Below are 25082 nucleotides of genomic sequence, written 5' to 3'. Positions count from 1 at the left end.
TTATTTTTTGCCGAGTGTCTTCAAAATCGCAAAAGGCGAATCGGGGTCGATTTCCTTTTGTTTTGGTTGCGGCCGCTTTTGGGCTTGAGCGGGACGCTTGTTCCCGGACTTCTGCGTATCCTTAGCCCTTGCACGAGTTTTATCCCTACGCTCCGGCTTGGGCCCCTGCTTCTTCTTTTTAAAGGATTTACGGCGGTAAGTCAGGTCTTCTCCTTCACCTTCCGCAATATAACCCAGCTTATCCAGAATCAGAGAAAATTGTTCTCTGGTGGTTCCGACAAGAGAGAGCATCTCATGTGTTGGCTTGAATGGCAGATTGCGAGGTAGATCCTTCTTTCGTTTCTCCTCACCCGTTCCAGCAGGTTTCTCTTCTTCTGATTGAGTGGCGGGTAAGGTCTCATCAATAGACGCTTCCGCAACGACGCCGTCCGGTTGTTCAGCAGTGTTTTGAGAGGTTTCAGGAGGGGTTTGCTCCGCTTCCACAGATTTTTCGGGCTCCGGGGAGGGCGACGCCTTCTCTGTTTCCGTGATCGTCTTAGATTCTTCAGGCGTAACCGTATCGCTTTTTTCAGTTTCCTGTTTTGCTGCGTCCGCATCGGGCATCGACGGGGTCGTTTCGATCGGATCTTTTGCCTTCTCTTTGACCGCTTCAGGGTCTTCAAGCAACCCGCGGGAAGCGCGGCGCAGGAGTCCTGCCAGCCTGTCCAGCATATCCAGCCGAACCGCTAGCTTGTCATAAACCGCATAACCTGCCGTAAGATAGTAGGTCCAGGGCAACTTGCCGTCGGTCTCGAATGATACTCGTCCGGCCGGCGGGGCGGGAGGAATTTCAGCGCGTTCCTGAAAGATTGCCCACAGGAGACAGCGAAGCGCTGTTGGATCGGGTTTTAACAGAATAGGCATGAAGACATGCTCATAGCCCACTCGAATACCGCCGAACTTCAGGCGGCCGTAATCTTTTTTCTCCAGTAACCGAATCTGATCGCCAAGTTTATAACGGGGCATGGCCCCGAGATTCTCGCTGACTTGGAAAGCAATACCCCGCGCCGCGCCAGTAAGTGGCAAAGTCTCAAGCTGGACAAGCGGCTTAAGGCGCGCTTCAATCTGTGCCGATACCCAGTCACTCAACCGTTTAGTGGCGGCATCCTGGGCGCTGCCATTCAATTGCTCGCTCGCCAGCAGCTGAATTCGCGGTTTCAAGACCATATCCCCCTTGGCCAAGGTCGCGATCGGCGTTTCCTGCCAGATGAGCTTACCTTGCGCGTCAAGCGTGATCTCCGCATCTTCTGCCGATGCAAGCCGCGCCGCCCGTGCAGCTATTTCTGCCGCGACAGCCTTGTTCCCGATATTTCTAAGGGTCCTGGCTTCTGTATTATTCAGGCTTGTATCTGCGTTAAATTTCAACCCCGTGAGGGTTCCCAGAAAATGTCCCTCGACATGGACTTCGCCGGTCTCGTTAATCTGTGCTTCCAATTGACTTCGGTCTTTCAGTTTTCGCACCAACATAGCGGTGCGTCTGTCTACAAATCTCTGTGTCAATCGCTCATGCAAAGCGTCCGACAGTTTATCTTCTATAGTTCGCGCGGTTTCCTGCCAGTATTTATAATCATCAACCCAATCGGAAACATGGGAAATATACGTCCAAGTGCGCGTATGAGCAATACGTGTTGCAAGTGTGTCTATATCGCCATCAATTTTCTCCAGGCTTTTTAGGTGTCCGGCTATCCAGTCGGCGGGTAGTTTTCCGGTTGGCCCCTGTAGATGCAGGAAAATTTCCCGGATTAGACGAACATGGACGTCATGCATTGTTTTACGAAAATCCGGCACCTGGCACACCTGCCATAATTGACGAACGCCGGGCATCGATTGTGAGTAGCGGCGCACCTTTTCATCCTTGATGAGGGTCCTGAAGGCATTATAATCGTCCGGGTCTCTCGGTGATACCATCCCGTCTATCGCTGGCAAGGTTTCAAGGGATCGCAGCAGGTCGCGCGTTGTTGTGAAATCGAGATTCAGGTTTCGCCATCTAATTTGGCGGACAGCCTCAAAATTATGGCCTTCTATTTTCTCGATCAGTTCATCTTCCAATGGTTCAACATTCGCTGTGGTGCCAAAGCTGCCGTTGTTCATATGGCGTCCGGCGCGACCGGCAATCTGGGCGAACTCAGCCGGACGGAGGCGGCGGGACATTGATCCGTCATATTTGACGGTGCCGGCGAACGCGACATGGTCGATATCCATGTTCAGGCCCATGCCAATGGCATCAGTAGCAACCAGGTAGTCCACATCACCGGATTGATAGAGCTCAACCTGGGCATTGCGTGTGCGGGGCGACAGGCTACCCATTACGACGGCTGCGCCGCCACGCTGACGCCGAACGAGTTCAGCAATCGCGTAAACATCGCTTGAAGAAAAGGCAACGATTGCAGTTCTCGGCCGTAGTCGTGATATTTTCTTCGCTCCGCGGTACACAAGCTTTGAAAAACGGGGCCGCGAAATATATGTCGCCTCCGGAATCAGACGTTTGATCCAGGGCCGGATTGTTTCCGCACCCAGAAATAATGTTTCCTCCCGGCCGCGCGCATAGAGAAGTCGGTCCGTAAAAATATGTCCGCGTTCCGGATCCTCGGCGAGCTGGATTTCATCAACCGCCAGGAATTCAAAACCGCGATCAAGCGGCATGGCCTCCACTGTACAAACGAAATACGCGGCTTGCGGAGGGATGATTTTTTCTTCACCTGTGACCAGTGCGACATTCGCCGCGCCTTTTATGGCGACAACCCGTTCATAAACCTCGCGCGCCAGCAATCGCAAGGGGAGGCCGATAACCCCGTCGGCATGCCCCATCATCCGTTCCACCGCGAGATGCGTCTTGCCGGTATTGGTGGGGCCGAGAATAGCCGTTACCTGACCTGTTTTGAAATTGTTGGGGGAAATAGGGCGCATTGCAAACCTGGTTTATCGGGGAGGGGTCTTGTGCCCTCACAGCTGTTTATATACGCAGCCGCCTCAAGGAGAACAGGAAAATCTGACATGTCGTAACGGCGGCTGTTCCTTTTATATGTAGTGAATATGTCAAAATTATCTCGCATAAGGGAAAGAAATTCGCTTTATTAGGCAGAAAGAAATTGAATTTGGCGTACTAATGCCGCGCGATTCCAGATAAAGCTAACGCTCGTTTGGTATTTTGATAATTCTATGATATAGCTCCCGGCCTGAATGGGCTGTCGACCTCATCGTGGCTTATTGTTCAGCGGGATAAAAAGGATAAAAGAGATGGGCAACTTTCCAAAACAAACACTTCAGGACTGGGAAAAGCTGGCGGAGAAGGAACTTCGTGACCGTAAGCTGGATGAACTGAATTGGGAAACGCCCGAAGGAATTAAGGTCAAACCGCTTTATACGGCTGCTGATCTGGAAGGGATGGAGCTGGATGGCGCCCTTCCTGGCATGGCCCCGTTCCAGCGTGGCGTCCGCGCAACTATGTACGCTAACCGTCCCTGGACAATCCGTCAGTATGCCGGATTCTCGACCGCGGAAGAATCCAACGCGTTTTACCGACGAAACCTCGCGGCTGGACAAAAAGGCCTGTCTGTCGCCTTCGATCTTGCAACACATCGCGGTTACGATTCGGACCATCCGCGCGTTGTCGGAGATGTCGGTAAGGCCGGTGTGGCCATTGACAGTGTTGAGGATATGAAGATCCTGTTCGATAGTATCCCGCTCGATCAGATGTCCGTGTCCATGACCATGAATGGGGCGGTCCTGCCGATTTTGGCAAACTACATTGTTGCCGCGGAAGAACAGGGCGTGAAGCCGGAACAGCTTTCCGGTACGATCCAGAATGACATTCTGAAAGAGTTCATGGTCCGCAACACCTATATCTATCCGCCCGCACCGAGCATGCGGATCATCGGTGATATTATCGGATATACATCGGCCAAGATGCCGCGTTTTAATTCCATTTCCATCTCTGGCTACCATATGCAGGAAGCGGGCGCGACGCAGGTGCAGGAGCTTGCTTTCACGCTTGCCGATGGACTAGAGTATGCGCGCGCCGCCATGGCCTCCGGCCTTAAAATTGATGATTTCGCACCGCGGCTCAGCTTCTTTTTTGCCATAGGCATGAATTTCTTCATGGAAATTGCCAAGCTGCGCGCCGCTCGTATGCTTTGGGCCAAGATGATCAAGGAGTTTGAGCCGAAAAACCAGAGCTCCTTGATGCTGCGGACCCATTGCCAGACGTCGGGCGTCAGCCTGACGGAGCAGGATCCTTACAACAACGTTATCCGTACTGCTTATGAAGCAATGGCCGCGGTTCTTGGTGGGACACAGAGCCTTCATACGAATGCCCTTGATGAGGCAATCGCCTTGCCGACGGATTTTTCGGCTCGTATTGCCCGGAACACTCAACTTATTCTTGCGGAAGAGACCGGCATCCCGAATGTTATCGATCCGCTTGGTGGCAGCTACTATGTGGAAAGCCTGACGAATTCGATCGCGGCGGAAGCCTGGAAGCTGATCGAGGAAGTCGAGGAAATGGGCGGCATGACGAAAGCCGTTGAAAGCGGTATGCCAAAGCTTAGAATCGAGGAATCCGCAGCCCGACGTCAGGCCCGCATTGACCGGGGTGAGGAAGTTATTGTTGGCGTCAACAAATACAAGATCGATAAAGACGATAGCAATATTGAAATTCTCGATGTCGACAATACAGAGGTTCTCCGTCAGCAGGTTGCACGCCTTGAGAAAATCAGGAGCACGCGCGATGATGCGGCATGCGCCGCAGCACTGGAAGCTCTGACAAAGGGCGCCGAAGGCACGGAGAACCTGTTGGAGCTTTGTGTTGATGCTGCGCGGGCGCGGGCAACCGTGGGTGAAATTTCAGACGCCATGGAAAAGGTTTTCACTCGTCACCGGGCCGAAATCCGATCTATTTCCGGTGTCTACGGCGCGGCCTATGAGGGAGATGAGGGGTTCATGAAAATCAGCGATGATATCGATGCATTTGCCCGCGAAGAAGGACGTCGGCCCCGTATGCTGGTGGTCAAGCTTGGGCAGGACGGCCATGACCGCGGTGCCAAGGTAATCGCTACGGCCTTCGCGGATATCGGCTTTGATGTGGATGTCGGGCCGCTTTTCCAGACACCGGCCGAGGCGGCGCAGGACGCGATAGAGAGCGACGTACATGTCATCGGTATTTCATCGCAGGCCGCCGGGCATAAAACGCTGGTCCCGCAGATTATTGATGAACTCAAGAAGCAGGGTGCAGAAGATATTCTCGTTGTTTGTGGCGGCGTTATTCCGGCGCAGGATTATAATGCGCTTTATGATGCCGGCGTTGCCGCGATCTATGGCCCGGGCACCAATATCCCGAAAGCAGCAGCAGAGGTCCTTGAACTGATCCGCAAACGGCGTACGGCGGCTTAAGCCGCCTTCACCATCTGATTTCAATCTCTGTTCCGACGGGGACCAGGGAGAGGAACTCGTCCATTTCAGAATTGCTGAGGGCGATGCAGCCGTCCGTCCAGTCGAATAGTTGCAGGAGCCCACTGTACATACCGGCATTGTCTTTCTGGCCATGGACCATGATCATTCCGCCGGGATCGACGCCACGCGACGCAGCTTCCTCCCTATCCAATGCGTTGGGATAATTGATATGCATCGACCGATAGAAGTCTGAATCTTCATTCACATAGTCCAGTACATAAACGCCTTCGGGCGTCTTTTGGTCACCCTCCTGTTTTTTATGGCCTTTGGGAATGCCGCCAAGCGCGATTGTAAACTGGCGGACGATCTCACTCTTCTTGAGAAGAAACATTTTGCGCTGGGATTTATCGACCAGCACACGGTCGATCTCCCCGAAAGCGGCTCCCGGCATCAAAAGAAATGCGCCAATCAGCAGGGGAGCAAGCGCACGGGGAAAGCCTGATTTTATGAAACTCATGAATGTCATAACTTACTGAGACTAGTTTCCATCACCGCCAAGCATGAATATTCTATCATTCTCAGGAGATTTGTCAGTATTATAATATTGAAAGGGCATTGGGAGCAAAGGGACAACAATGAAAATCATCTACAGCCCCGATCATGCAAAGCATGATCCGAAAACCTATTTCAAGGGCGGGGCCTTTCATGAGCCGCAGGAGGTGCCGGGCCGCGCGGAGGCATTGGTCAAGGGCCTGAAAGAGGCCGGTCATGAGATTTTGGCACCGACGGATTTTGGTCCGAGCCCACGGGCGGCGGTGCATACGCCGGGCTATCTTCAGTTTTTGGAAACCATCCATACTCGTTGGAAGGTCGCGCAGATGGGGGGAGAGGAAGTCCTTCCCAACATTCACCCGGGGCGGCATATGTCCTCGATGCCGAGCGGTATTGTCGGCGAGGTTGGTTTTTACACAACCGATATCTCTGCGCCCATCGGCCCGACAACTTGGGAGGCGGCGGTAACCTCAAGCAATGTCGCGCTGACAGCGACGGACTACGTGCTTTCCGATCTGGAAGGCAAACTGTCGGCTTACGCGCTCTGCCGCCCTCCGGGACATCATGCGTTCAAGGATCAGGCGGGCGGCTTCTGCTTTCTCAACAATATCGCCATTGCCGGCGAATATGCGCGCCGGAAAGTGAATCGGGTGGCAATTCTTGATGTCGATGTGCATCATGGGAATGGCACGCAGGGCATTTTTTATGATCGCGCAGACGTCTTCACGATTTCACTGCATTGCGATCCGACGGATTTCTATCCCTTTTTCTCGGGTTATGCGCATGAGCGCGGAACGGGCGCAGGGGAGGGCTATAACTTGAACCTGCCCCTCGCACCCAAAAGCGCGGATGAAGCCTTCCTTGACCGGTTGGAGGAGGCCATGGCCGCCCTTAGCGCTTATGCTCCCGATGTTCTCTTTATCGCGCTGGGGCTCGACGCATTTGAAGGGGATCCCTTGATCGGGCTTTCCATCACGACGGAAGGCTTCGGGCGGATCGCAGCGCGTATTGCCCGCCTTGGCCTGCCGACGGTTCTGGTACAGGAAGGCGGCTATAACCGAGATTTCCTTGGTGTGAATATCACGAGTTTCATATCCGGATTTGAAGGAGTGCGGTAAATGGGTACAACGGATGTCAGCGGCCTGACCCAGCTTGGCAAGGATGTCGAGCAACCAAAAAGTCCGGAAGACGCTGTGCTAGAGCGTGTTCCCAACGGGCAGTCGGATGTAAATTATCTTGTCCGCTTTACTGCGCCGGAGTTCACCTCCCTTTGCCCGATGACAGGACAGCCGGATTTTGCCCATTTGGTGATTGACTATGTACCAGATGAGTGGCTTGTCGAATCCAAATCTCTCAAGCTGTTCCTGACGTCCTTTCGAAATCATGGTGCCTTTCATGAGGATTGCACAGTCATGATTGGAAGGCGCCTTGTCGATCTTCTGGCGCCGCGCTGGCTCCGGATTGGGGGGTACTGGTATCCACGCGGGGGAATCCCAATTGATGTTTTTTGGCAGACGGGCGCGCCGCTTGCCGATGTCTGGCTACCCGATCAGGGGGTGTCAACTTATCGCGGGCGCGGATAGGCTAAAAGGTAAACCCATCGGGAAGCAGGTCACTCATCGACGTCGTAACATCCCCGTTTTCGCCTGTATAATGAATCCGTGTCGCCGGTATCGCAAATTCCGCAATAAACTGGCGGCAGGCCCCACAGGGGGAGCAGGGGATAGAATTCCCCTGTTCATTGCGATTGGCGACAAAAACCTCTCGGAGCTTCATGGTGGGCCCTTCGCTTGTCACAGCGCGCGTAATGGCAGTGCGCTCCGCACAAATAGAAAGGCCGTAGGAGACATTTTCCACGTTGCAGCCCGCATATAGATTGCCGGATTCCGTTAGGATGGCGGCACCCACCTTAAATTTGGAATAGGGGGAATAGGCCTTTTCAAGGGCCTTTACTGCTTCGGTCTTCAGATCAGTCTTGTCCATAAATCGTCATTTCCTTCCAAAGCCTAGCGAAGGAGAAATCCGCCGCCAAGTGGATCGCCGTCCTCAAAGGTGAACTCCGCAGTGCCAGAATAATGGGCGCGGCCTGCAACCTCAACCGTCACGGCCTTATAGGGCCCCACCTTTGTCTGGCTTAAGATTTTTCCGGTGAAAATAGCGCCGGTCACGCTTTCAAACCGGCAAGTGTCGCCGATGCCTATCTTCTTTCGCGCGGCAGCAAGGGCCATGCGTGCCGTGACGCCTGATCCGGTCGGGCTGCGATCCACTTGCTTATCGGCAAAGACACATATGTTGGCGCTGGGGCTGCCTGCATGGCCCAAGCCGCCATCGGTGAGGATTGTGCCATACAGATAACCCAGCTCCGGTTCCTCCGGGTGGGTGATGGAGACCTGTGCCTTTACGGCCTCGGAAATCTGGGTCGCTGCGGTGACCAGATCCTGTGTGCGAGAGCTGCGCACATCAAGGCCAAGAGTTGCGGCATCCAGAATGGCGTAGAAAGCGCCGCCATACCCGATATCCAGCTCAACCGGACCATAGTCAACTGTCTCGACGAACTGACCCAGCTTATAGGAGTAAGCAGGTACACTTTCAAAGCGGACGGCGCCGGTCACACCATTTTCGGTAGCAACATAAGCGCGCACAAGGCCACAGGGGCATTGGATCTTAACTTTTGTCTCGCCATCACCCTTTACGACCAGCCCATAATCTAGGGCAAACCGACCGAGCGCCATAATCGCATGGCCGCACATGGTACTATAGCCTTCATTATGCATGAAAATCACTGCGAGGTCAGCATCCGGATGATCGTGCGGAACCAGTAGTGCGCCATACATATCCTTATGGCCGCGAGGTTCGAACATCAGGAAGCGACGATACTGGTCGTCATGATCGCGAAGATAGGCTCGCTTTTCAAGAAGGGTCCGTCCCTTGGGCACCGGTATGCCATCTGTAATGATACGGAGTGGCTCCCCGCCGGTGTGCATCTCAACTGTCTGGATACTGCTAATCATTGCTTCCCATCTTTTAAAACCAGAATACGGCTATCCGTTAAATTTCGATAGTGCTTTCAATTGACTTGACGAAGGCGCGGGATTTTCCCATACCCAAGACTATGAATGAAATGAACAAAAAACAATCGGCGGATGCTGATAAAATTGCAGTTAAGCTAAAGCAGGGAGATCGCCGGGCACTGGCGCGCGCCATTACCCTCGTGGAGTCTTCGCGGTCCGATCACCGGGCAACGGCCCAGGCATTGTTGAATATCATTCTGCCGGATACCGGCGATTCAATTCGGATCGGCATATCGGGAACGCCCGGTGTTGGGAAATCCACTTTTATCGAGGCTTTTGGCAAGCTTTTGACAGCCGCCGGGCATAAAGTTGCTGTACTCACCATAGATCCTTCTTCACAGCGAAGTGGTGGATCGATTCTTGGCGACAAGACACGAATGGAAGAACTGGTTCGTGATCCAAATGCCTTTATCCGGCCGTCACCGTCCGGTGGGTCGCTTGGTGGTGTCGCGCGGCGTACCCGCGAGGCAATGTTATTGACCGAAGCAGCGGGCTTCGATGTGATCCTGATCGAGACGGTTGGGGTAGGGCAATCCGAAACCACTGTTGCGGAAATGGTCGATGTGTTCCTGCTTTTGCTCGCGCCAGCGGGTGGGGATGAGCTTCAGGGAATCAAGCGGGGCGTGATGGAGCTTGCAGATATCGTCGTTATAAACAAGGCGGATGGGGATCTCAAGTCGGCCGCCGCCCGAGCGGCAGCGGAATATAAGGGTGCCATTGGCCTAATGCGACCTAAGAGCAAGAACTGGAAGCCGAAGGTTCTCATGGTCTCTGCGCTCAACAAGATTGGTATCGACAAGCTCTGGGAAACAATCGGGAAATATCGCGCGGCGCGCGGAAGTGATAATGAACTCGCTGATCAGCGACGTGACCAAGCCGTGGCCTGGATGTGGTCGGAACTAGGTGATTCCCTGATGGCGCGTTTTCGCGCGCATGATGTTGTTGCGGCTCGCATCAAACAGATGGAAGCCGATGTAAAAGCGGCGCAAATTGCTCCCACGACCGCCGCAGAGAAGCTATTGGAAATCTTTTTGGAAAAATAGTGCAGGTTCAGCCTAATATGCTTGACGGATGCGCCTCCATTCCTTAAATAGCGTCCTCACGTCCGGCGTTCTGCGCCGGCATATCTATTCATTTGGTTAAAGAGGTCCAAGATGGCACGTCGTTGCGAATTGACAGGTAAAGGTGTTCAGGCCGGCAATAATGTCAGCCACGCCAATAACAAAACCCGTCGCCGGTTTCTGCCGAATGTGCAGGAAGTCCGCTTGATGTCTGATGCACTTGGCCGTTCTTTCAGCATGAAAGTGTCCGCATCGGCACTGCGTTCCGTTGAACATAATGGCGGTCTTGATAAGTTCCTGTTGAAGGCGCGTGACACTAATCTGTCATTGCAGGCCCAGCGGGTTAAACGCGAGATCAAGAAAGCGGCTGCTTCCGCATAAATTTGATCTAAAGATCATGCAGAATTAAACGGGTGGGTTTTATCCACCCGTTTTTTTATGTGAGATTCTAAAAGGCGCGGCGATCTTGCCTTGTCGCACAGTCCTGAATTCACAGAAAAGACACTCAAGGGATAGAGCGCTTTACCAGCGATCCGCTTTTCCGCGCTTTGACGGCTTTTTCTCGTCAAAGAGATCGGCAAGCTGTTCCATCATGACACCGCCGAGTTGTTCGGCGTCTATGATCGTGACGGCTTGTTGATAATATCTCGTGACGTCATGGCCGATGCCGATAGCAATCAACTCGACCGGTGAGCGTGTTTCTATCCACTTGATCACGTCGCGTAGATGCTTGTCGAGATAATTACCAGGATTGACGGAGAGCGTACTGTCATCAACTGGTGCACCATCGGAAATCACCATCAGGATCCGGCGCTGCTCCGGCCGGCCTAACAGTCGACTATGTGCCCACAGAAGGCCTTCCCCGTCGATATTTTCTTTCAGTAACCCCTCGCGCAGCATCAGGCCAAGTGACTGACGGGCACGCCGATAGGGATAATCCGCTGATTTATAGACGATATGGCGAAGGTCATTAAGCCGCCCCGGGTTTGGCTCCTTGCCCTGTTCCAGCCATCTTTCTCGTGACTGGCCGCCTTTCCAGGCGCGAGTGGTAAAGCCAAGAATTTCGACCTTGACCGAGCACCGTTCCAATGTGCGAGCCAGAACGTCGGCGCACATGGCGGCAACGGAAATAGGACGCCCGCGCATGGAACCAGAATTGTCGATCAGCAATGTCACAACTGTGTCGCGGAAATTCGTATCCTGCTCCACTTTGAAGGAAAGAGGCAATTGCGGATCAATGACGACACGGGAGAGGCGGGCGGCATCCAGAATACCTTCTTCCAGATCAAATTCCCACGCGCGGTTTTGCTGCGCAAGTAATTTGCGCTGAAGCCTGTTCGCCAATTTGCTGACGAGACTATGTAAATTGGTTAGCTGTTGGTCGAGTTGCTGTCGCAGCCGGGCAAGTTCTGCCAGCTCGCACAGGTCACTCGCCTGAATCACTTCATCGTACTCAGTGGTATAGGCTTTATAGGCGGCCGCATCAGGGGAATTGCGGAAATCGTCCGGATATACCGGCCGGCTGTCACGGCCAGCTTCCTCTCCGGTGCTGGTCGCTTCCATATCCGCGCTTTCGCCCGCTTCGGTGTCGGTGCCGTCTTCCCCGGCCCCTTCCTGCGTATCGGCATCTTCGGCGGCGCTGGCTTCCTGTGCCTCGTCATCGCTTTCTGAACCGCTGCTTTCGGCATCCGGTTCCTGCTCACCTTCATCGCTGTCGCCGTTGTCATCCTCGTCCGAGAATTCGCCTTCCGCATCGTCAATCAGATCAAGATCTTTGAGAAGTTTCCGTGCCGCGTTGGCAAATTCCTTCTGACTGGAAAGGGCATCCAGCATTTCAGTGAAGTCATCTCCACTTTTTTCCTCGATCTCCGCTCGCCACAGATCGACCATGTTCCGGGCGCTTTCCGGAACAGGAATATTCGCGAGCTTTTCACGTGCGAGGAGGCCAATAACCTCGGCAATGGGGGCATTAGCCTTGTCATATACGCGGTCAAACCCACTTTCTTTGCAGTGGGTATCCAGCCGATTAAAAAGATTTTCGGCAACGCCTTTCATGCGACCGGCGCCAATGGCTTCTACCCGGGCCTGTTCTATCGCATCAAAAACCGCTTTTGCGTCCCCACCTTCTGGGGCATAGCGCGCATGAAGTCCGTCGTCGTGGTACCGTTTGCGAAGCGCAATACTATCCGCCAGGCCGCGGACAAGACGAATATCCTCTGGGGGCAGGTCTTTCGCAGGGTTTGGCAGACGGGCACGATCACCGCTCATTCCCGGCGCATCATTGCCATAGACGACGTCCAGCTCCTTGTCATGCGACATTGCCCGCATCGTTGCGGTAACGGCACGCTTAAAGGGTTCGGCCGCGGGCTCCTTATTTTTGATAAAGGCCACGGTACGTCTTACACGACGATGTTGGCAGCGGATTCAGGGAGTTCTTCGCCAAAGCTTCGCTGGTAATATTCGGCAACCAAAGGACGTTCCATTTCATCACATTTATTGAGGAAGGTTACGCGGAAGGCAAAACCAATGTCGCCGAAAATCTGCGCATTCTCCGCCCAGGTAATTACCGTTCGCGGGCTCATGACTGTAGAGATATCGCCTGCAATAAATCCGGCCCGGCTTAATTCAGCGCAGGCAATCATCGCGCGGACAGTCTTACGTCCGTCCTCATCATCATACCCCGGCAGTTTTGCAAGAACGATCTCATTCTCAATATCTTCCGGTAAGTAATTCAATGTTGTCACAATATTCCAGCGGTCCATCTGCCCCTGGTTCAACTGTTGGGTACCATGATACAGTCCGGTTGTATCGCCAAGTCCCACCGTGTTGGTCGTCGCAAACATGCGAAAGGCCGGATGCGGACGAATGACCCGGTTTTGATCCAGCAGGGTCAATTTTCCTTCTACTTCCAGAACACGCTGGATCACAAACATGACGTCCGGACGACCGGCATCATATTCATCAAACACGATAGCGGTTGGAGATTGCAGCGCCCAAGGTAAAATGCCTTCGCGGAATTCGGTCACCTGCTTGCCATCGCGCAAGACGATAGCGTCTTTACCGACCAGGTCGATCCGGGAAATATGACTATCAAGGTTAATCCGGACGCAGGGCCAGTTAAGGCGCGCCGCCACCTGTTCAATATGGGTTGATTTTCCCGTTCCGTGATAGCCTTGCACCATTACGCGGCGATTAAAAGCGAAGCCTGCCAAAATCGCCAGCGTCGTATCGTGATCAAAAACATATGTAGGATCCAGATCCGGCACCCGTTCTGACGTTACACTGAAGGCGGGAACTTCCAGGTCACTATCAATTTTAAAGACTTCCCGAACAGAAACCTTTGTATCGGGCAAATCAATTTTAATTTCTGGTGTATCACCAGCAAGTTCTAAAGACGTCATAAATAGCAGTTCCGTGTCACAAATTGTGGTTATTTTCTACGGCTAGTCTTACGAGTTAGCGCAAGATCGTAAAAGTGTATAGGCCTGATTGATGTTTTTTAGGATTTCTTCGGCCTCTTTATCTCCCCCGCGGATATCAGGGTGGTATTTTTTTGCAAGTTCTTTATGTCGGCGCTTTATTTGATCCAGATCGCACCCGGGCTGCAAATTAAGCACGGCAAGTGCTTCGCGTTCTTTCGGATCAATTGGCGCCTTTCCGTTGGCTTTTGCTTTAGCCGAAGCTTCCTCTGATGCGCCCATGTCATCACGAAAGTCGAACGGATCATCATAGCGATATTCCTTCCGGCCACTTGCGGTCCGCGTACCCAGTTTCCAAGTCGGCCGATGGCCGGTAATATCCTCATCCTTGTAACGGAGGACTTCTTCAGCCGTCATTCCATCGAAGAAATTCCAGGATTTATTGAATTCCCGTATATGCCCAAGGCAAAACCATTGGTAGTCAGTCGGTTTGCCCCGGTCGAGCAATCTCGCCTTCGGCGCCCGATATTCCCCGGCCTCAAAACAATCCGAATGATCGCACTGCCTGTGCAGTGGTTCCGAGGCACTTTCGCCAAGCGGTATTTCTCTATTCTTCGACATGGAATTATTATGAGCATAGCCCTCCCCCATAGCAAGGCTGAGGGTGAAACTAATTACTTTTTATGCCCGCCATGGCGTTAATTGGGCAACAAACGGCTACGAACTGTAGCGGAGCTTTTTATTACGAGAAAAAGCATTATTCTTCCGGTGCGTTGTCGCATGATCCAATATAGAATAGAAGATAAGGCGCATAGTTTAATTAAGAAAGGGAAGCAGGCAAAATGTCAGTTGCAGCAACTATTGAACGCAAGCTGAATGAGGCTTTTTCACCTTCCGATCTTGTCGTAATAGACGAATCGCATTTACACGCAGGCCATGCCGGCGCCCGCCCGGAGGGAGAGAGCCATTTCCGGGTTGAAATAACCGCTGATAAATTTAAGGGAATGTCCCGTGTTGCCAGTCAGCGTGCGATATATGAGGTCCTCGCGGAGGAGCTTAGCTCAGATATACATGCTCTCGCGTTGACGGTTCGTTCCTGATCCAGCCATACGACTGAATCTGTAAAAAACATCAGATAAAACTGTTGAACCAATTTATCACGCCCCTATATGCCATTTATAAGAGTTTAGCGAAAATAATAGCAACTTATAAGAGCACAACAGGAGCCTTGATGTGACACAGACAAGCCAGACCCTCGTAAACCGAAATATTTCAGTCATTGATCCGGCCTCGGGGCAACTTCATCGAACCAGTATTCGGTTGGAAGCAATTGAATGGGAGGCTCTTCGTGATATTTGCGCGCGAGACAACCTGTCAATTAATGAGTTTTGCTGTCGTGTAGATATGGATGAGAGGCGCCGTGAACATTCGCGGACATCCCGCATTCGTTCCGCAATCCTCGATCATTACCTTAACAACAGCAGGCAACTCGATTCCTGATTATCCTAAAGCACATAAAGCAGCAAAGCGGGGAGGGTGATAAAGGAGAGCAAGGTCGAAATAAGCACCATCCCCGCCACATGACCATGGGCCCGATCATACCTGAGCGAGAACAGATAGTTGAATACCGCGACCGGCATACAGCATTCCAGGATCAGAACACCGCGTTCTACCCCCTCCAGACCAAACAGGATCGAGAGGCCATAACCCACCGCAAATCCCATCACAAGACGGAGAAGCGAGAGTCCAGTCGCGAGACGGATATGGTTGACGGAAAGGCCGGCGAGGCTAACGCCGAGAGCAAGGAGCATCAAAGGAATGGTCAGGCTACCAACAAGAACAGATGTATCAATGATCCAAACCGGCAGGGAAAGAGAAAGAGCCTTTGATCCAAGACCGATAATCACGGCATAAATGAGGGGCGTTCGCATGAGCTGGCCTGGCGAACTTGCGCCGGATGAGAGCCAAACACCAAATGTGAATTGCAGAGTCGAAAACACCGTAAAGACTGCGATAGCGAGAGCTAGTCCGGCCTCTCCAAAGGCAAAAAAGCACAGCGGAAGCCCCATGTTTCCTGTGTTGGGAAACATCAAACCGGGCAGATAATTGCGTATATCAAGCCGGCAAATGCGCAATACAGCAAGGCCTATAAGGCAAAAGGAAAGCGCTGATAGCGCAGCGTACATCGCAAATTCAAGGAATGCTCCAAGTTCCATATCGAGCTTGACAAGTGTTGAAAAAATCAACATCGGAGAGCCAACATTCGTCACCAGGCCGGTGACGGTCTCGGTATGAAAGGCGCGTCCGCTCTTGGCCCAGAAAAATCCGATACCGGCAGTTATTACGACAGGTGCAATAATATTAAGGAGTATTTCAATCATGAAAGAGAAACTCTTGGTAAAATTGCCCTAAAGGAATTCTATAGATCAAGCGAGGTGACCCGCAATTCCGTAATCTGGTTAAGATCTTTCTTGAGCACTTCAAACTTGTACCCATGAAAAATAAATGCCTGACCAATTTCCGGGATAATTTGAGCCTCATGTATGACCAGGCCGGCGATCGTCGCGGCTTCTTCATCGGGAAGCGCCCAATTTAACTGCCGGTTCAGGTCGCGGATTGTCACATCTCCTTTGGAAATAATGCTGCCATCCTTCAGCAAGCGGACATCACTGACGGCAAGATCATGCTCATCTGCGATATCACCAACAATTTCCTCAAGAATGTCTTCAAGAGTCACGAGGCCCATCAGAGCGCCATATTCATCGACAACAAGTGCGAAATGACTCTTTCGCTCAAGAAATGCGTTGAGTTGGCTCCGCAAGGTGGTTGTTTCCGGCACGAACCAGGGTTCGGTCGCAATTGTCTCTATGTCGAGCTTCTCATAATCTCCAGCAAGAGGAATAAGGGCACGTAACATGTCTTTGGCATGAATAATTCCAATAATATTTTCGGGATTGTTCTTCCAGAGCGGTAACCTTGTGTACGGACTTCCCAAAACCTGATCGATGACCTCACGCAGTGGCTTTTCCGCGTCGACCATCTCCACATTCTTCCGGTGCACCATAATGTCTTCAAGGTCGACTTCATCCATATCAAGGATCGTGTCCAGCATGTAGCGTTCATGCATGATTACCCCGGCATCCTCGGAATGCAGGTCGATTGCGCCGCGAAGTTCATCTTGTGCGGCGTCTGTCAGTGTGTCCGTGTCGCCGTCATGCCCTTTTATGCCAACAAGACTCAACGTTACATCGACAATGTAGTTGATACCCATTACGACGGGAGAGAGGACGAAAACGGTGGGCCGTAAAAGCGGAGCAACAAAAAGCGCAACAGGTATCGTCCGGCGAAGCGCTACAGTTTTCGGCAGCACTTCCGCAAACACCAGTACGAGGACGGTCATGACAATAGTCGCATAGGCGACACCGATATCCCCGAACAGTGAGATAAAAATACTGGTCGCCAGAGCAGACGCCAGGATGTTGACCAGATTGTTTCCCAACAGAATGGCGCTTATAAGTTTTGTATGCTTGTCCCGAAGCCGGTTTACAAGCCCGGCGCGATGGTTGCCTGATTGCTCCATCTGGTGCAGACGGGCTCGGGACGCTCCCGTTAACGCCGTTTCCGAACCCGAAAAAAATGCGGAGAATAATAAAAGCAGAAAAATTGAGAGCGGAAGGAAGATCAGTTCCAAATTTGTTTCACCCGTGTCCATTTTCCCATTCTATTCCTTTAATTCCTGTTGAAGTAGAGACAGGATATCTGCCTCCTCAATCGTTTTTGTAATGAAAGTATCGCCAATCGCTTTCATCAGAATAAGTGTGATTTTGCCGCCACTGATTTTCTTGTCCTGACGCATATGAGCGAGCAGTTTTTCTGCATTCCAGTTTACACCCGCGATGTCGGGAACCCTAACAGGGAGGCCCAGAGATTTAAAATGAGCGCGAATGCGGCCACAATCCTGGCGATCTAGATAGCCGAGGCTGGCTGAAAGCTCCGCTGCCATTATCATTCCGATTGCCACGGCTTCCCCATGGTTGAGATGTGGACCATAGCCTGTTTCCGCCTCAAGAGCATGTCCGAATGTGTGACCCAGATTAAGAAGCGCCCGGACGCCACCTTCTCTCTCATCCTTGGCTACGATACGTGCTTTGGCTTTCACACTTTGTTCGACGGCATATATGCGCGCGGCAGCATCTCCTTCAATCACTTTTTTGCCATTTAATTCAAGCCATTCAAAGATTTCGTAATCCCCGAGCAGGCCATATTTCACCACTTCGGCATACCCGGCGAGGACTTCCCGCGGCGGCAGGGTGTCGAGCGCGGAGATATCTGCAAGGACGAGGCGAGGCTGATAAAAGGCGCCAATCAGGTTTTTGCCTTGTGGCGCATTGATGCCCGTTTTGCCGCCAACTGAGCTGTCTACCTGAGAAAGCAGGGTTGTCGGAATCTGAATGAAATCCACGCCGCGCCGCAAGGTGGATGCAGCAAATCCGGTAAGGTCGCCGATGACGCCGCCACCGAGGGCGATCAATGCCTCGTCACGCTGGATACGGCTGTCCAGCAGGCGGTTCATTAAATCGCTGTAGGAAGCAATACTCTTGCTGCTCTCACCCGGAGGAAAGACAAAGGTGCTAAACTGAATTCCTGCTTCGGTCAGCGAGTTTTGGAGGCCGTTCAGATGGAGTGCGGCAACATTCTCATCCGTGACAATGGCGACTCGCGGATTCTTGATCATGTCTTTCAGGATCGCGCCCGCGCCAGCAATCAGGTCGGCGCCAATTAGGATTTCGTATGAACGTAGGCCAAGTGCGACCTGTACTTGTGATACGGCAGGGGAGTGGGCTATGGACGAGGAGGTCATTTTCTACCTTGGGCGATTTCGCCCGACGATGAGTTTTTCAGGTCTTTAAGTGCGGCAATAATCTTATCGACAACAATTTCATGCGGTCCGTCGCCGCTGTCGACCGTGATATCCGCCTCGGCATAAACCGGATAACGCGCTTCCATCAGATTCTTTAATATGGTTTTTGGGTTGCCCGTTTTCAAAAGCGGCCGATTATTGCGTTTCATGCAGCGCTTATAAATGACATCAAGCTCGGCACGCAACCAGATAGAGCAGCCTTTCTTGGAGATAAGCGCTCGTGTTCTCGGATCCATAAATGCGCCGCCGCCGGTCGCCAGCACATGGCGCGGCTCCTTTAACAGGCGTGCGATAACCTTCCGCTCCCCTTCCCTAAAGGCGGCTTCTCCATGAAGGTTGAAAAATTCCGACACGGAAAGGTTAGACGCTGCTTCAATCTCTGTATCCGCATCTTTAAACGGCAATCCGAGCTGGGTTGCGAGGCGTCTCCCGATGGAGCTCTTGCCGGCTCCCATCAATCCAACCAGGACAATGGGCCTGTTCTCATATTCATTAACCGAAGTAGCGTTGCCAGCTTCGGCAATTTGTGTCTTGTTCATCCTATCACTTTTCAGCGTTCACGCGAATCCCCCGCTCAAACCTAGCGGCACAATATCTTTCTTAAGGTTATTGATGTATTTCGCCGAACCGTGCTAATCAATAAAGCCAATTTTTACCATAATCGCAGTTTAGTGCTTTAAATAGCAACAGTTTTACCCAACATGCACGATTTTAGTGCCCTGATTTTGGATACAGTGATCAAAAATGTCTAAGTTTTCCCTTTTTCTGCTTTTTTTGGTAGCGGCGTTGGTTATTGGTGGCGGCGTTTACCTCTCTGCCTGGGATATTCCGGCGCCAACGGTAAAAGTTGAAAAGGTTATTCCAAATGACCAGTTCCCTAAATAGATCCAGACTTTATAGTGCCGGCCTGTTAGTTGCGGGCCTCGCCGTCTTGATAAATACGGCATCTGCGCAGGAAAAGCCGCGTAATCTGGTGCCCCAGCTTGGTCAGCCCGCTACGCAATTGGAAAATGCACCTGACACAAGGATGCCAACAACATCCGCACCGCAAAAACAGGTACTCGAAGGGAGCCGCATTGAGGGTTCTGTCGTCGTCCAGTCGCTCGGCGGTCTAAGCCCCGCCTCTATTGGGACCTTGACGGCAGCAAATGGCGGGCTTGGCACAGATATGTGGCAAGGTACACCGACGGATCGTGTCCCGTATTTATTGAAGTATATGCCCATCTCCGCTTCTTCGCCTGAGATGCAAAGTCTTTACCGCAGATTGCTTTTAACAGGGGCAACCCTCCCGCAGGAGCAAGGCCAATCGACCGAAATACTTGAGCTGCGCCTTGAAAAACTGATGGATGCGGGGCTGGTAACCGATGCGTCGGTATTAATAAGCAGGGTTCCAGCCTCCAGCATGACTCCGGACCTGAATCGCATTTCAGCCGAACTTCTGCTGCTGAAGGGTGAGAACGAACAGGCTTGTCGGATTTTGGTGAGTAATAAGGCAGCGGCTGCAGGTAGTTTCTGGACCAAGGCAGATGTGTTTTGCAATATCGTCGCCGGGAATATGGCGCGGGCAGAGCTTGGCATCAGTCTACTTTATGAAACAGCGGGAGAGGATACACTCTTTTTTGCGTTGTTTGACCGATTGGCGGGAGGAAAATCCCCTCTTCCGGAAACAGGACAAGCTCTTAACTCCCTTCATTTTGCGATGATGCGGCTCGCGAAAGTGTCTCTTCCAATTCCATTATTCGAAACCGCGGGAAATGAATTCCTCTGGGCGTTGGCTATGGACCAGAGCGCAGATCTAAATGAACGTTTCGTTGCGGCCTATAAACTACTTGCCGTTGGCGGTGTTCCTCCTCTCCTTCCACGGCAGCTTGTTAGTCAGGGCGCTCTTTTGGAAGGCTTGGAAGATAGGCCGGATCTTGCGCGGATAGCGACTCTCTACCGGGAAGCTACCAGCACCAATGCCGACACCGAAATGGCCCGCTTGCTTGGAGAGATTTGGGCGGCCGGAGACAGAAACGGATCTTATTTTGCGGCATCCAGTCTTTCCATGCCGCTGCTATCAGGGCTTACCCCCGCTGAGTTTGGGGATTCATTTGAGCTCGATGCACTGCGGCTTTCATTGGTTGCGAAAGAGAGCGCAACAGCAGCATTGTGGGAACGAGCAGTCCGGCGGGGCGCATTGCGGGGGGATTTTTCCGCACGGGAAACAGCGCGAAAATTCATTACACGCGCGGATGCATATATGCTTATTTCCGGCACGACTGGTATCGCACGCTGGAACGCGGCAAGCTTCAACCCTGCCGACTTTGATCATGCCGAGGCATCCTCGCCAGGAGAGAATGCGGGACTGTATCTAGCTATTCTCGAGACGTTCGGCGAGCCGGTTCCTGAGGATCTTTGGGGGGCGGCGTTAGAGCTTGGCCAAGAGGCTAGGCTGGGCTTTTCTAATTTTGTTCTCGAGAAAAATTTGCAAAAAGCAGCGGAGGCGGGACTGGTTGGTGAGACTGTGGCCCTATCACTGGCGGCACTCGGTAAAGAAGGCCCTGGAAAGGCCTCAACTGAGACCCTAAAAACTGTTCTTGCTGCGTTGAAGGCAATCGGGCTTGAAGCCGAAGCCCGGCAAATTGCCTTGGAGGCCGCCGTTTCCCGGAACTTGTAAGATGTCGGCGCATTACCTTGAAGGCTTTCTGGAGATGCTGCTAACCGAGCGAGGCGCGGCAAAAAATACGCTAGAGGGATATCGCCGGGATCTCGTCGATTTCGAAAGTTTTATCGCGCGGCGAGGACGGAATTTCAAGACTACAGGCGCCACGGATATTCAGGCCTATCTTAAATTTTTGGATGATACCGGATTAAAAGCAACCACGCAGGCCCGGCGATTAAGCGCAATACGGCAACTCTTTTCTTATCTTTTAGGTGAAGATATTCGCCATGATGATCCGGCACTCAATATCGATAGTCCGCGTGCCGGTCGCCGCCTGCCAAAGTATTTGACGGAAGCCGAGGTCGATAATCTGCTCGCGGCAGCAGAAGGGGATGCGCCTGATAAAAAGCGGCTTTTCTCTTTGCTCCATCTCCTCTACGCGACGGGTCTTCGGGTTTCGGAGCTTGTCTCACTCCCCTATCCAGCCCTTCGGGACCAGGACCGGTTCCTAATCGTTCGAGGCAAGGGAAACAAGGAAAGACTGGTCCCGGTGAATCAGGCGTCCCGGGACGCAGTCGCGGAATATCTCAGGGTTCGGGAAAGTTTTTGCCCGGATGGAAGTCATTCAAAATGGCTTTACCCATCACGTGGCGGGCAAGGCTTTCTTACCCGTCAACGGCTTGGCCAACTGCTGAAAGAATTGGCCATCGAGGCAGGTATCGATCCGGCGAAAGTCTCCCCCCATGTAATGCGACATGCCTTTGCCAGTCACTTGCTGGCCCATGGTGCGGACCTTCGAAGCCTCCAGAAGATGTTGGGGCATTCGGATATTTCGACAACGCAAATCTATACCCATGTCCTGCAGGAACGACTGAAGGAAATCGTCACGGCCCATCATCCATTAGCGTAATGCAAATTTATTCGCGGAAAACTTGACTCTGTCCCCCGGCTAACGCAATTTCCTCCCAATAAATTCACAAACTTAAACCTAAGAAAGTGTAAAACTCATGAGCTTTACTGTTCCGGAACCCTGCGTTTCGCGCCTGAACCGTTGTGAACTTGCCGTTCCAGGCTCCAGCCCGCATATGTTTGAGAAGGCCGCAAAGTCAGACGCGGATGCCATTTTCCTTGATCTGGAAGATGCTGTTGCGCCGAACGACAAGGAACAGGCCCGTAAGAATATCATTGAAGCCCTGAATGATATTGATTGGGGCGATAAGGTGATGTCCGTCCGCATAAACGGCTTGGATACGCATTACATGTATCGCGATATCGTTGATGTTGTTGAAAAGAGCGGAGAGCGCCTTGATCTGATTATGATACCCAAGGTTGGCACAGCCTCCGATGTTTACGCTATAGATATGCTGGTAACACAGATTGAGGCCGCGACGGGACGTAAAAAGAAAATCGGGTTCGAGCATATTATCGAAACTGCGCTCGGCATGCAGAATATCCATGAAATTGCTGCCGCCAGCAAACGTAACGAGAGCCTGCATTTCGGTGTTGCGGACTATGCAGCGTCTACAAAAGCGCGCACAACCTCCATCGGGGGACCAAACCCGCTTTATGGTGTACTGACAGATCCGGCAGAAGACGAAAGCCGTGATTTCCACTGGGGCGATATGTGGCATTATGCCATTGCCCGGATGGTTGTAGCGGCCCGCGCCAACGGTCTTCGTCCGATTGATGGCCCTTTCGGGGATTTCTCTGATCCAGATGGTTATATCGCACACGGTAATCGGGCGGCGATACTCGGTTGCGAAGGGAAATGGGCCATTCACCCTAAGCAGATTCCACTTGCCAATGATATTTTTACGCCCGCTGAGAAAGAAGTGGCGAAGGCACGCCGTATTCTTGAGGCAATGGAAAAGGCGCAGGCCGAGGGAGCAGGTGCCGTCGCTCTCGATGGCCGTTTGATTGATATTGCGTCCATTAAGCAGGCCGAAGCCTTGGTAAATCAGGCTGATATTATCGCAGCACGCGGATAGATTTGCGCGTTATATAGCTGTCACTAATTTATTTGCTGGCGGAACGGTTGATTGACGTAACCGTCCCGCCAATTTATTAATCAGACCGTTGATCACTGTGGAGTTTGGACACTTAATGAATAATTTCCTTGATTTTGAGAAGCCGATCGCCGACCTCGAAGGCAAAATTCGCGAGTTGGAAGGGCTTGAAAGCGGTAGTGATATCGAAATCAATGAGGATATTGCCAAACTCCGTCAGAAGGCGCTTCACCAGTTGGAGCAAACATATTCGAAGCTGACGCCATGGCAGAAAACGCAGGTTGCCCGCCATGTGGACCGACCCAAGTTGAGCGATATTATCGCGCAATTGATTGAGGAATTTACACCGCTCGCCGGAGACCGTGCGTTTGCCGATGATAAGGCGATCATTGGTGGCATGGGCAGATTTCGTGGCCGCAGCGTGGTAGTTATCGGGACGGAGAAGGGCAAGGATACGGAAACCCGTCTTCGCCATAATTTCGGTATGGCGCGACCCGAAGGATATCGCAAGGCACAGCGTCTCATGCGCATGGCCGATCATTTTTCTCTTCCCATTTTGACTTTCATTGATACGTCTGGCGCTTATCCGGGTATCGGTGCGGAAGAGCGCGGCCAGGCAGAGGCAATCGCACGTTCCATTGAGGTCAGTCTTGATGTGCGCGTACCGATGATTGCGTCAATTGTTGGCGAAGGGGGCAGCGGCGGTGCTGTGGCGCTGGCAAGTGCCAATCGCGTCCTGATGTTCGCTCATGCAATCTATTCCGTGATTTCCCCGGAGGGCTGCGCGGCGATTCTTTGGAAGACTCGCGATAAGGCGCAGGAAGCGGCAACCGCGATGAAAATCACGGCGCAAGATCTTTTGAAACTTAACGTCATCGACCGGATCGTTGAGGAGCCGGTTGGCGGTGCCCAGCGTGACGTGCCGGCAGCGATTAACTCTCTTGGTAATGCAATTGAAGAGGAGCTCGCCGTTCTCTCCACGTTGGAGCCTGGCGAACTTCGGGAAGAACGCCGCCGGAAAATCCTAGCAATAGGCCGCCTCGAAGAAAGATGAATTTAACCTGAAAAGGCCTTTCCGAGATTGCGAACACTTTCCTGATGTGCGGACCAGTGGCGGCCGCCAATCATGCCGCCATCAACGAGAATGTCTGCGGCATTGACAAAGGTGGAATCATCAGACGCGAGGAAAAGGGCCGCTTTCGCAATGTCATCCGGAAGGCCCGCGCGGCGAATGGGCTGTGCTTGGGATAATAGCTTCCCGGCAACCTGCGCCGTATCTTCCGCCGCCTGACCCTTGAGGCCAAGTGCCTTGCCGAAGATACCGGTTGCAATAGCTCCGGGGGAGATGGAGTTGACCCGAACATTGCTCTCGCCCAGTTCCATTGCAGCGCTGCGCGTTAGTTGCAGCACCGCCGCTTTTGCACTGCTATAAACCATCGAAGTTGAATATCCAGCCAGATGACCGGCGATACTACCGTTGTTGATGATGCTGCCGTACCCCTGCTTTTTCATGATAGGGGCGGCGAACTTTATCCCGAGGAGAACGCTGCCAAAAAGCAGCGTCATGGCGTCCATCGATTTTTTGAAATCGACAGCTTCTATGCTGCCAACAGGCGCCGGGCCGCCTGCGTTGTTGAAGAGGCAGTCGAGTTTGCCGAATTTCTCAGCAGTCCCCTTAACGAGCGATTCCATATCGGCCTCGACAGTCGCATCAGCGCAGACAAAATGCACCTTTTCGCCGAGCCTGTTGGCGATTTTCTTTCCTTCAGACTCGCGCCGTCCGGAAAAAACAATCGTTGCTCCTTCCTCACTGAAAATCTCAACCGTGCGAAGACCTATTCCGCTGGTTCCGCCCGTTATAATGGTTACCTTGTCCTGTAATCGGTTCATTTTCATTCTTCTTTGCATGATGGTTTGAATTGGAAATATAAGATTACATCAATATACGATATGTCGCGAATAGATGTTTTTTAGGCATTCC

Annotated in this window: 24 protein-coding genes; 12 read left to right on the top strand and 12 right to left on the bottom strand. The window is 52.4% G+C overall.

Features of this window, described 5'->3' with window-relative positions; all coding sequences use genetic code 11:
• Positions 1–2946, bottom strand: a complete 2946-nt coding sequence (locus GQE98_RS01475) for a helicase-related protein (protein WP_161313777.1) — start codon at positions 2944–2946, stop codon at positions 1–3.
• 330 nt (positions 2947–3276) lie between these two features.
• Here GQE98_RS01475 and scpA point away from each other — a divergent pair, with 330 nt between their 5' ends.
• On the top strand, positions 3277–5427 hold the full coding sequence (gene scpA / locus GQE98_RS01470; RefSeq protein ID WP_161313776.1) for a methylmalonyl-CoA mutase: 2151 nt from the start codon (positions 3277–3279) through the stop codon (positions 5425–5427).
• Positions 5428–5434: 7 nt separating this feature from the next.
• Here scpA and GQE98_RS01465 read toward each other — a convergent pair whose 3' ends face one another.
• Entirely contained in the window at positions 5435–5944 is a 510-nt protein-coding gene (locus GQE98_RS01465; RefSeq protein ID WP_161313775.1) for a L,D-transpeptidase family protein, read from the bottom strand.
• Between the two features lie 118 nt (positions 5945–6062).
• On the opposite strand from GQE98_RS01465, the gene GQE98_RS01460 reads away from it, so the two are divergent.
• Both GQE98_RS01460 and queF read left to right on the top strand, forming a co-directional pair.
• Positions 6063–7097, top strand: coding sequence for a histone deacetylase family protein (locus GQE98_RS01460; RefSeq protein WP_161313774.1), 1035 nt, complete (start codon positions 6063–6065; stop codon positions 7095–7097).
• Positions 7098–7562, top strand: a complete 465-nt coding sequence (queF, locus tag GQE98_RS01455) for a preQ(1) synthase (protein WP_161313773.1) — start codon at positions 7098–7100, stop codon at positions 7560–7562.
• 1 nt (position 7563) lies between these two features.
• Here the strand turns inward: queF and GQE98_RS01450 are convergent, their stop codons facing one another.
• Together GQE98_RS01450 and GQE98_RS01445 are read right to left on the bottom strand one after the other, a co-directional pair.
• Positions 7564–7962, bottom strand: coding sequence for a cytidine deaminase (locus tag GQE98_RS01450; RefSeq protein WP_161313772.1), 399 nt, complete (start codon positions 7960–7962; stop codon positions 7564–7566).
• A 23-nt stretch (positions 7963–7985) separates the two neighbouring features.
• Positions 7986–8990 carry a proline racemase family protein gene (locus GQE98_RS01445; protein WP_202526022.1) on the bottom strand — a complete coding sequence of 335 codons (1005 nt, stop codon included), beginning with the start codon at positions 8988–8990 and terminating at the stop codon, positions 7986–7988.
• A 110-nt stretch (positions 8991–9100) separates the two neighbouring features.
• Here GQE98_RS01445 and meaB point away from each other — a divergent pair, with 110 nt between their 5' ends.
• Both meaB and rpmB read left to right on the top strand, forming a co-directional pair.
• On the top strand, positions 9101–10093 hold the full coding sequence (gene meaB, locus GQE98_RS01440) for a methylmalonyl Co-A mutase-associated GTPase MeaB (protein WP_202526021.1): 993 nt from the start codon (positions 9101–9103) through the stop codon (positions 10091–10093).
• A gap of 111 nt (positions 10094–10204) precedes the next feature.
• Positions 10205–10492 (top strand): 50S ribosomal protein L28, encoded by a 288-nt coding sequence (rpmB, locus tag GQE98_RS01435; protein ID WP_161313770.1) that lies wholly within the window; start codon positions 10205–10207, stop codon positions 10490–10492.
• Positions 10493–10633: 141 nt separating this feature from the next.
• Here the strand turns inward: rpmB and cobT are convergent, their stop codons facing one another.
• From cobT to GQE98_RS01420, 3 genes are read right to left on the bottom strand one after another with little or no spacing between them, the layout of a single operon-like run.
• On the bottom strand, positions 10634–12502 hold the full coding sequence (gene cobT / locus GQE98_RS01430) for a cobaltochelatase subunit CobT (RefSeq protein ID WP_202526020.1): 1869 nt from the start codon (positions 12500–12502) through the stop codon (positions 10634–10636).
• Between the two features lie 8 nt (positions 12503–12510).
• Positions 12511–13512 carry a cobaltochelatase subunit CobS gene (gene cobS / locus GQE98_RS01425; RefSeq protein ID WP_161313769.1) on the bottom strand — a complete coding sequence of 334 codons (1002 nt, stop codon included), beginning with the start codon at positions 13510–13512 and terminating at the stop codon, positions 12511–12513.
• 48 nt (positions 13513–13560) lie between these two features.
• The gene (locus GQE98_RS01420; protein ID WP_161313768.1) at positions 13561–14151 is read right to left on the bottom strand and encodes a J domain-containing protein; all 591 of its coding nucleotides are present in this window, start codon (positions 14149–14151) and stop codon (positions 13561–13563) included.
• A 221-nt stretch (positions 14152–14372) separates the two neighbouring features.
• On the opposite strand from GQE98_RS01420, the gene GQE98_RS01415 reads away from it, so the two are divergent.
• Positions 14373–14630 carry a BolA family protein gene (locus GQE98_RS01415; protein WP_161313767.1) on the top strand — a complete coding sequence of 86 codons (258 nt, stop codon included), beginning with the start codon at positions 14373–14375 and terminating at the stop codon, positions 14628–14630.
• A 133-nt stretch (positions 14631–14763) separates the two neighbouring features.
• Positions 14764–15030 carry a ribbon-helix-helix domain-containing protein gene (locus GQE98_RS01410; RefSeq protein WP_161313766.1) on the top strand — a complete coding sequence of 89 codons (267 nt, stop codon included), beginning with the start codon at positions 14764–14766 and terminating at the stop codon, positions 15028–15030.
• Between the two features lie 5 nt (positions 15031–15035).
• On the opposite strand, the gene GQE98_RS01405 is transcribed toward GQE98_RS01410, so the two are convergent.
• Genes GQE98_RS01405 through GQE98_RS01390 form a run of 4 tightly spaced genes read right to left on the bottom strand, consistent with a single transcriptional unit; the run spans position 15036 to position 18990 of the window.
• Complete coding sequence (locus GQE98_RS01405) at positions 15036–15911, bottom strand: AEC family transporter (RefSeq protein ID WP_161313765.1); 876 nt, start codon at positions 15909–15911, stop codon at positions 15036–15038.
• A gap of 38 nt (positions 15912–15949) precedes the next feature.
• Positions 15950–17242, bottom strand: coding sequence for an HlyC/CorC family transporter (locus GQE98_RS01400; protein WP_161313764.1), 1293 nt, complete (start codon positions 17240–17242; stop codon positions 15950–15952).
• Positions 17243–17251: 9 nt separating this feature from the next.
• Complete coding sequence (gene aroB, locus GQE98_RS01395; protein ID WP_161313763.1) at positions 17252–18391, bottom strand: 3-dehydroquinate synthase; 1140 nt, start codon at positions 18389–18391, stop codon at positions 17252–17254.
• Entirely contained in the window at positions 18388–18990 is a 603-nt protein-coding gene (locus GQE98_RS01390; RefSeq protein WP_161313762.1) for a shikimate kinase, read from the bottom strand. Before GQE98_RS01390 ends, aroB begins: the two co-directional genes overlap by 4 nt.
• 205 nt (positions 18991–19195) lie before the next feature.
• Between GQE98_RS01390 and GQE98_RS17970 the strand changes: the two genes are divergently transcribed.
• The 5 genes from GQE98_RS17970 to GQE98_RS01370 all read left to right on the top strand — a co-directional run bounded on the left by GQE98_RS17970 (position 19196) and on the right by GQE98_RS01370 (position 24155).
• Positions 19196–19336: a hypothetical protein gene (locus tag GQE98_RS17970; protein WP_202526019.1), complete on the top strand. Its 141-nt coding sequence runs from the start codon at positions 19196–19198 to the stop codon at positions 19334–19336.
• Positions 19317–21110 (top strand): hypothetical protein, encoded by a 1794-nt coding sequence (locus GQE98_RS01385; protein ID WP_161313761.1) that lies wholly within the window; start codon positions 19317–19319, stop codon positions 21108–21110. The genes GQE98_RS17970 and GQE98_RS01385 overlap by 20 nt, the downstream gene beginning before the upstream one ends.
• A 1-nt stretch (position 21111) precedes the next feature.
• Positions 21112–22005 (top strand): site-specific tyrosine recombinase XerD, encoded by an 894-nt coding sequence (gene xerD, locus GQE98_RS01380; protein WP_161313760.1) that lies wholly within the window; start codon positions 21112–21114, stop codon positions 22003–22005.
• Positions 22006–22102: 97 nt separating this feature from the next.
• On the top strand, positions 22103–23083 hold the full coding sequence (locus tag GQE98_RS01375) for an HpcH/HpaI aldolase/citrate lyase family protein (RefSeq protein ID WP_161313759.1): 981 nt from the start codon (positions 22103–22105) through the stop codon (positions 23081–23083).
• A 115-nt stretch (positions 23084–23198) separates the two neighbouring features.
• Entirely contained in the window at positions 23199–24155 is a 957-nt protein-coding gene (locus tag GQE98_RS01370) for an acetyl-CoA carboxylase carboxyltransferase subunit alpha (RefSeq protein WP_161313758.1), read from the top strand.
• Positions 24156–24157: 2 nt separating this feature from the next.
• Here GQE98_RS01370 and GQE98_RS01365 read toward each other — a convergent pair whose 3' ends face one another.
• Positions 24158–24991 carry an SDR family NAD(P)-dependent oxidoreductase gene (locus GQE98_RS01365; protein WP_161313757.1) on the bottom strand — a complete coding sequence of 278 codons (834 nt, stop codon included), beginning with the start codon at positions 24989–24991 and terminating at the stop codon, positions 24158–24160.
• Between the last annotated feature and the right edge of the window lie 91 nt (positions 24992–25082).

Source organism: Sneathiella litorea (assembly GCF_009882915.1).
In the GTDB taxonomy this organism is placed as follows: Bacteria; Pseudomonadota; Alphaproteobacteria; order Sneathiellales; family Sneathiellaceae; genus Sneathiella; species Sneathiella litorea.
The sequence above is the reverse complement of the archived record's forward strand: the minus strand, read 5'-3'. Positions and strand labels throughout refer to the sequence as shown.

Coding starts and splice junctions, on each gene's coding strand:
- GQE98_RS01390 (WP_161313762.1), bottom strand. CDS start 18,990: ATGAACAAGACACAAATTGCCGAAGCTGGCAACGCTACTTCGGTTAAT.
- GQE98_RS01385 (WP_161313761.1), top strand. CDS start 19,317: ATGACCAGTTCCCTAAATAGATCCAGACTTTATAGTGCCGGCCTGTTA.
- GQE98_RS01460 (WP_161313774.1), top strand. CDS start 6,063: ATGAAAATCATCTACAGCCCCGATCATGCAAAGCATGATCCGAAAACC.
- GQE98_RS01405 (WP_161313765.1), bottom strand. CDS start 15,911: ATGATTGAAATACTCCTTAATATTATTGCACCTGTCGTAATAACTGCC.
- GQE98_RS01370 (WP_161313758.1), top strand. CDS start 23,199: ATGAATAATTTCCTTGATTTTGAGAAGCCGATCGCCGACCTCGAAGGC.
- scpA (WP_161313776.1), top strand. CDS start 3,277: ATGGGCAACTTTCCAAAACAAACACTTCAGGACTGGGAAAAGCTGGCG.
- GQE98_RS01365 (WP_161313757.1), bottom strand. CDS start 24,991: ATGAACCGATTACAGGACAAGGTAACCATTATAACGGGCGGAACCAGC.
- xerD (WP_161313760.1), top strand. CDS start 21,112: ATGTCGGCGCATTACCTTGAAGGCTTTCTGGAGATGCTGCTAACCGAG.
- GQE98_RS01400 (WP_161313764.1), bottom strand. CDS start 17,242: ATGGACACGGGTGAAACAAATTTGGAACTGATCTTCCTTCCGCTCTCA.
- queF (WP_161313773.1), top strand. CDS start 7,098: ATGGGTACAACGGATGTCAGCGGCCTGACCCAGCTTGGCAAGGATGTC.
- meaB (WP_202526021.1), top strand. CDS start 9,101: ATGAACAAAAAACAATCGGCGGATGCTGATAAAATTGCAGTTAAGCTA.
- GQE98_RS01420 (WP_161313768.1), bottom strand. CDS start 14,151: ATGTCGAAGAATAGAGAAATACCGCTTGGCGAAAGTGCCTCGGAACCA.
- GQE98_RS01375 (WP_161313759.1), top strand. CDS start 22,103: ATGAGCTTTACTGTTCCGGAACCCTGCGTTTCGCGCCTGAACCGTTGT.
- GQE98_RS01445 (WP_202526022.1), bottom strand. CDS start 8,990: ATGATTAGCAGTATCCAGACAGTTGAGATGCACACCGGCGGGGAGCCA.
- cobS (WP_161313769.1), bottom strand. CDS start 13,512: ATGACGTCTTTAGAACTTGCTGGTGATACACCAGAAATTAAAATTGAT.
- GQE98_RS01465 (WP_161313775.1), bottom strand. CDS start 5,944: ATGAGTTTCATAAAATCAGGCTTTCCCCGTGCGCTTGCTCCCCTGCTG.
- rpmB (WP_161313770.1), top strand. CDS start 10,205: ATGGCACGTCGTTGCGAATTGACAGGTAAAGGTGTTCAGGCCGGCAAT.
- GQE98_RS17970 (WP_202526019.1), top strand. CDS start 19,196: ATGTCTAAGTTTTCCCTTTTTCTGCTTTTTTTGGTAGCGGCGTTGGTT.
- GQE98_RS01450 (WP_161313772.1), bottom strand. CDS start 7,962: ATGGACAAGACTGATCTGAAGACCGAAGCAGTAAAGGCCCTTGAAAAG.
- GQE98_RS01415 (WP_161313767.1), top strand. CDS start 14,373: ATGTCAGTTGCAGCAACTATTGAACGCAAGCTGAATGAGGCTTTTTCA.
- GQE98_RS01475 (WP_161313777.1), bottom strand. CDS start 2,946: ATGCGCCCTATTTCCCCCAACAATTTCAAAACAGGTCAGGTAACGGCT.
- aroB (WP_161313763.1), bottom strand. CDS start 18,391: ATGACCTCCTCGTCCATAGCCCACTCCCCTGCCGTATCACAAGTACAG.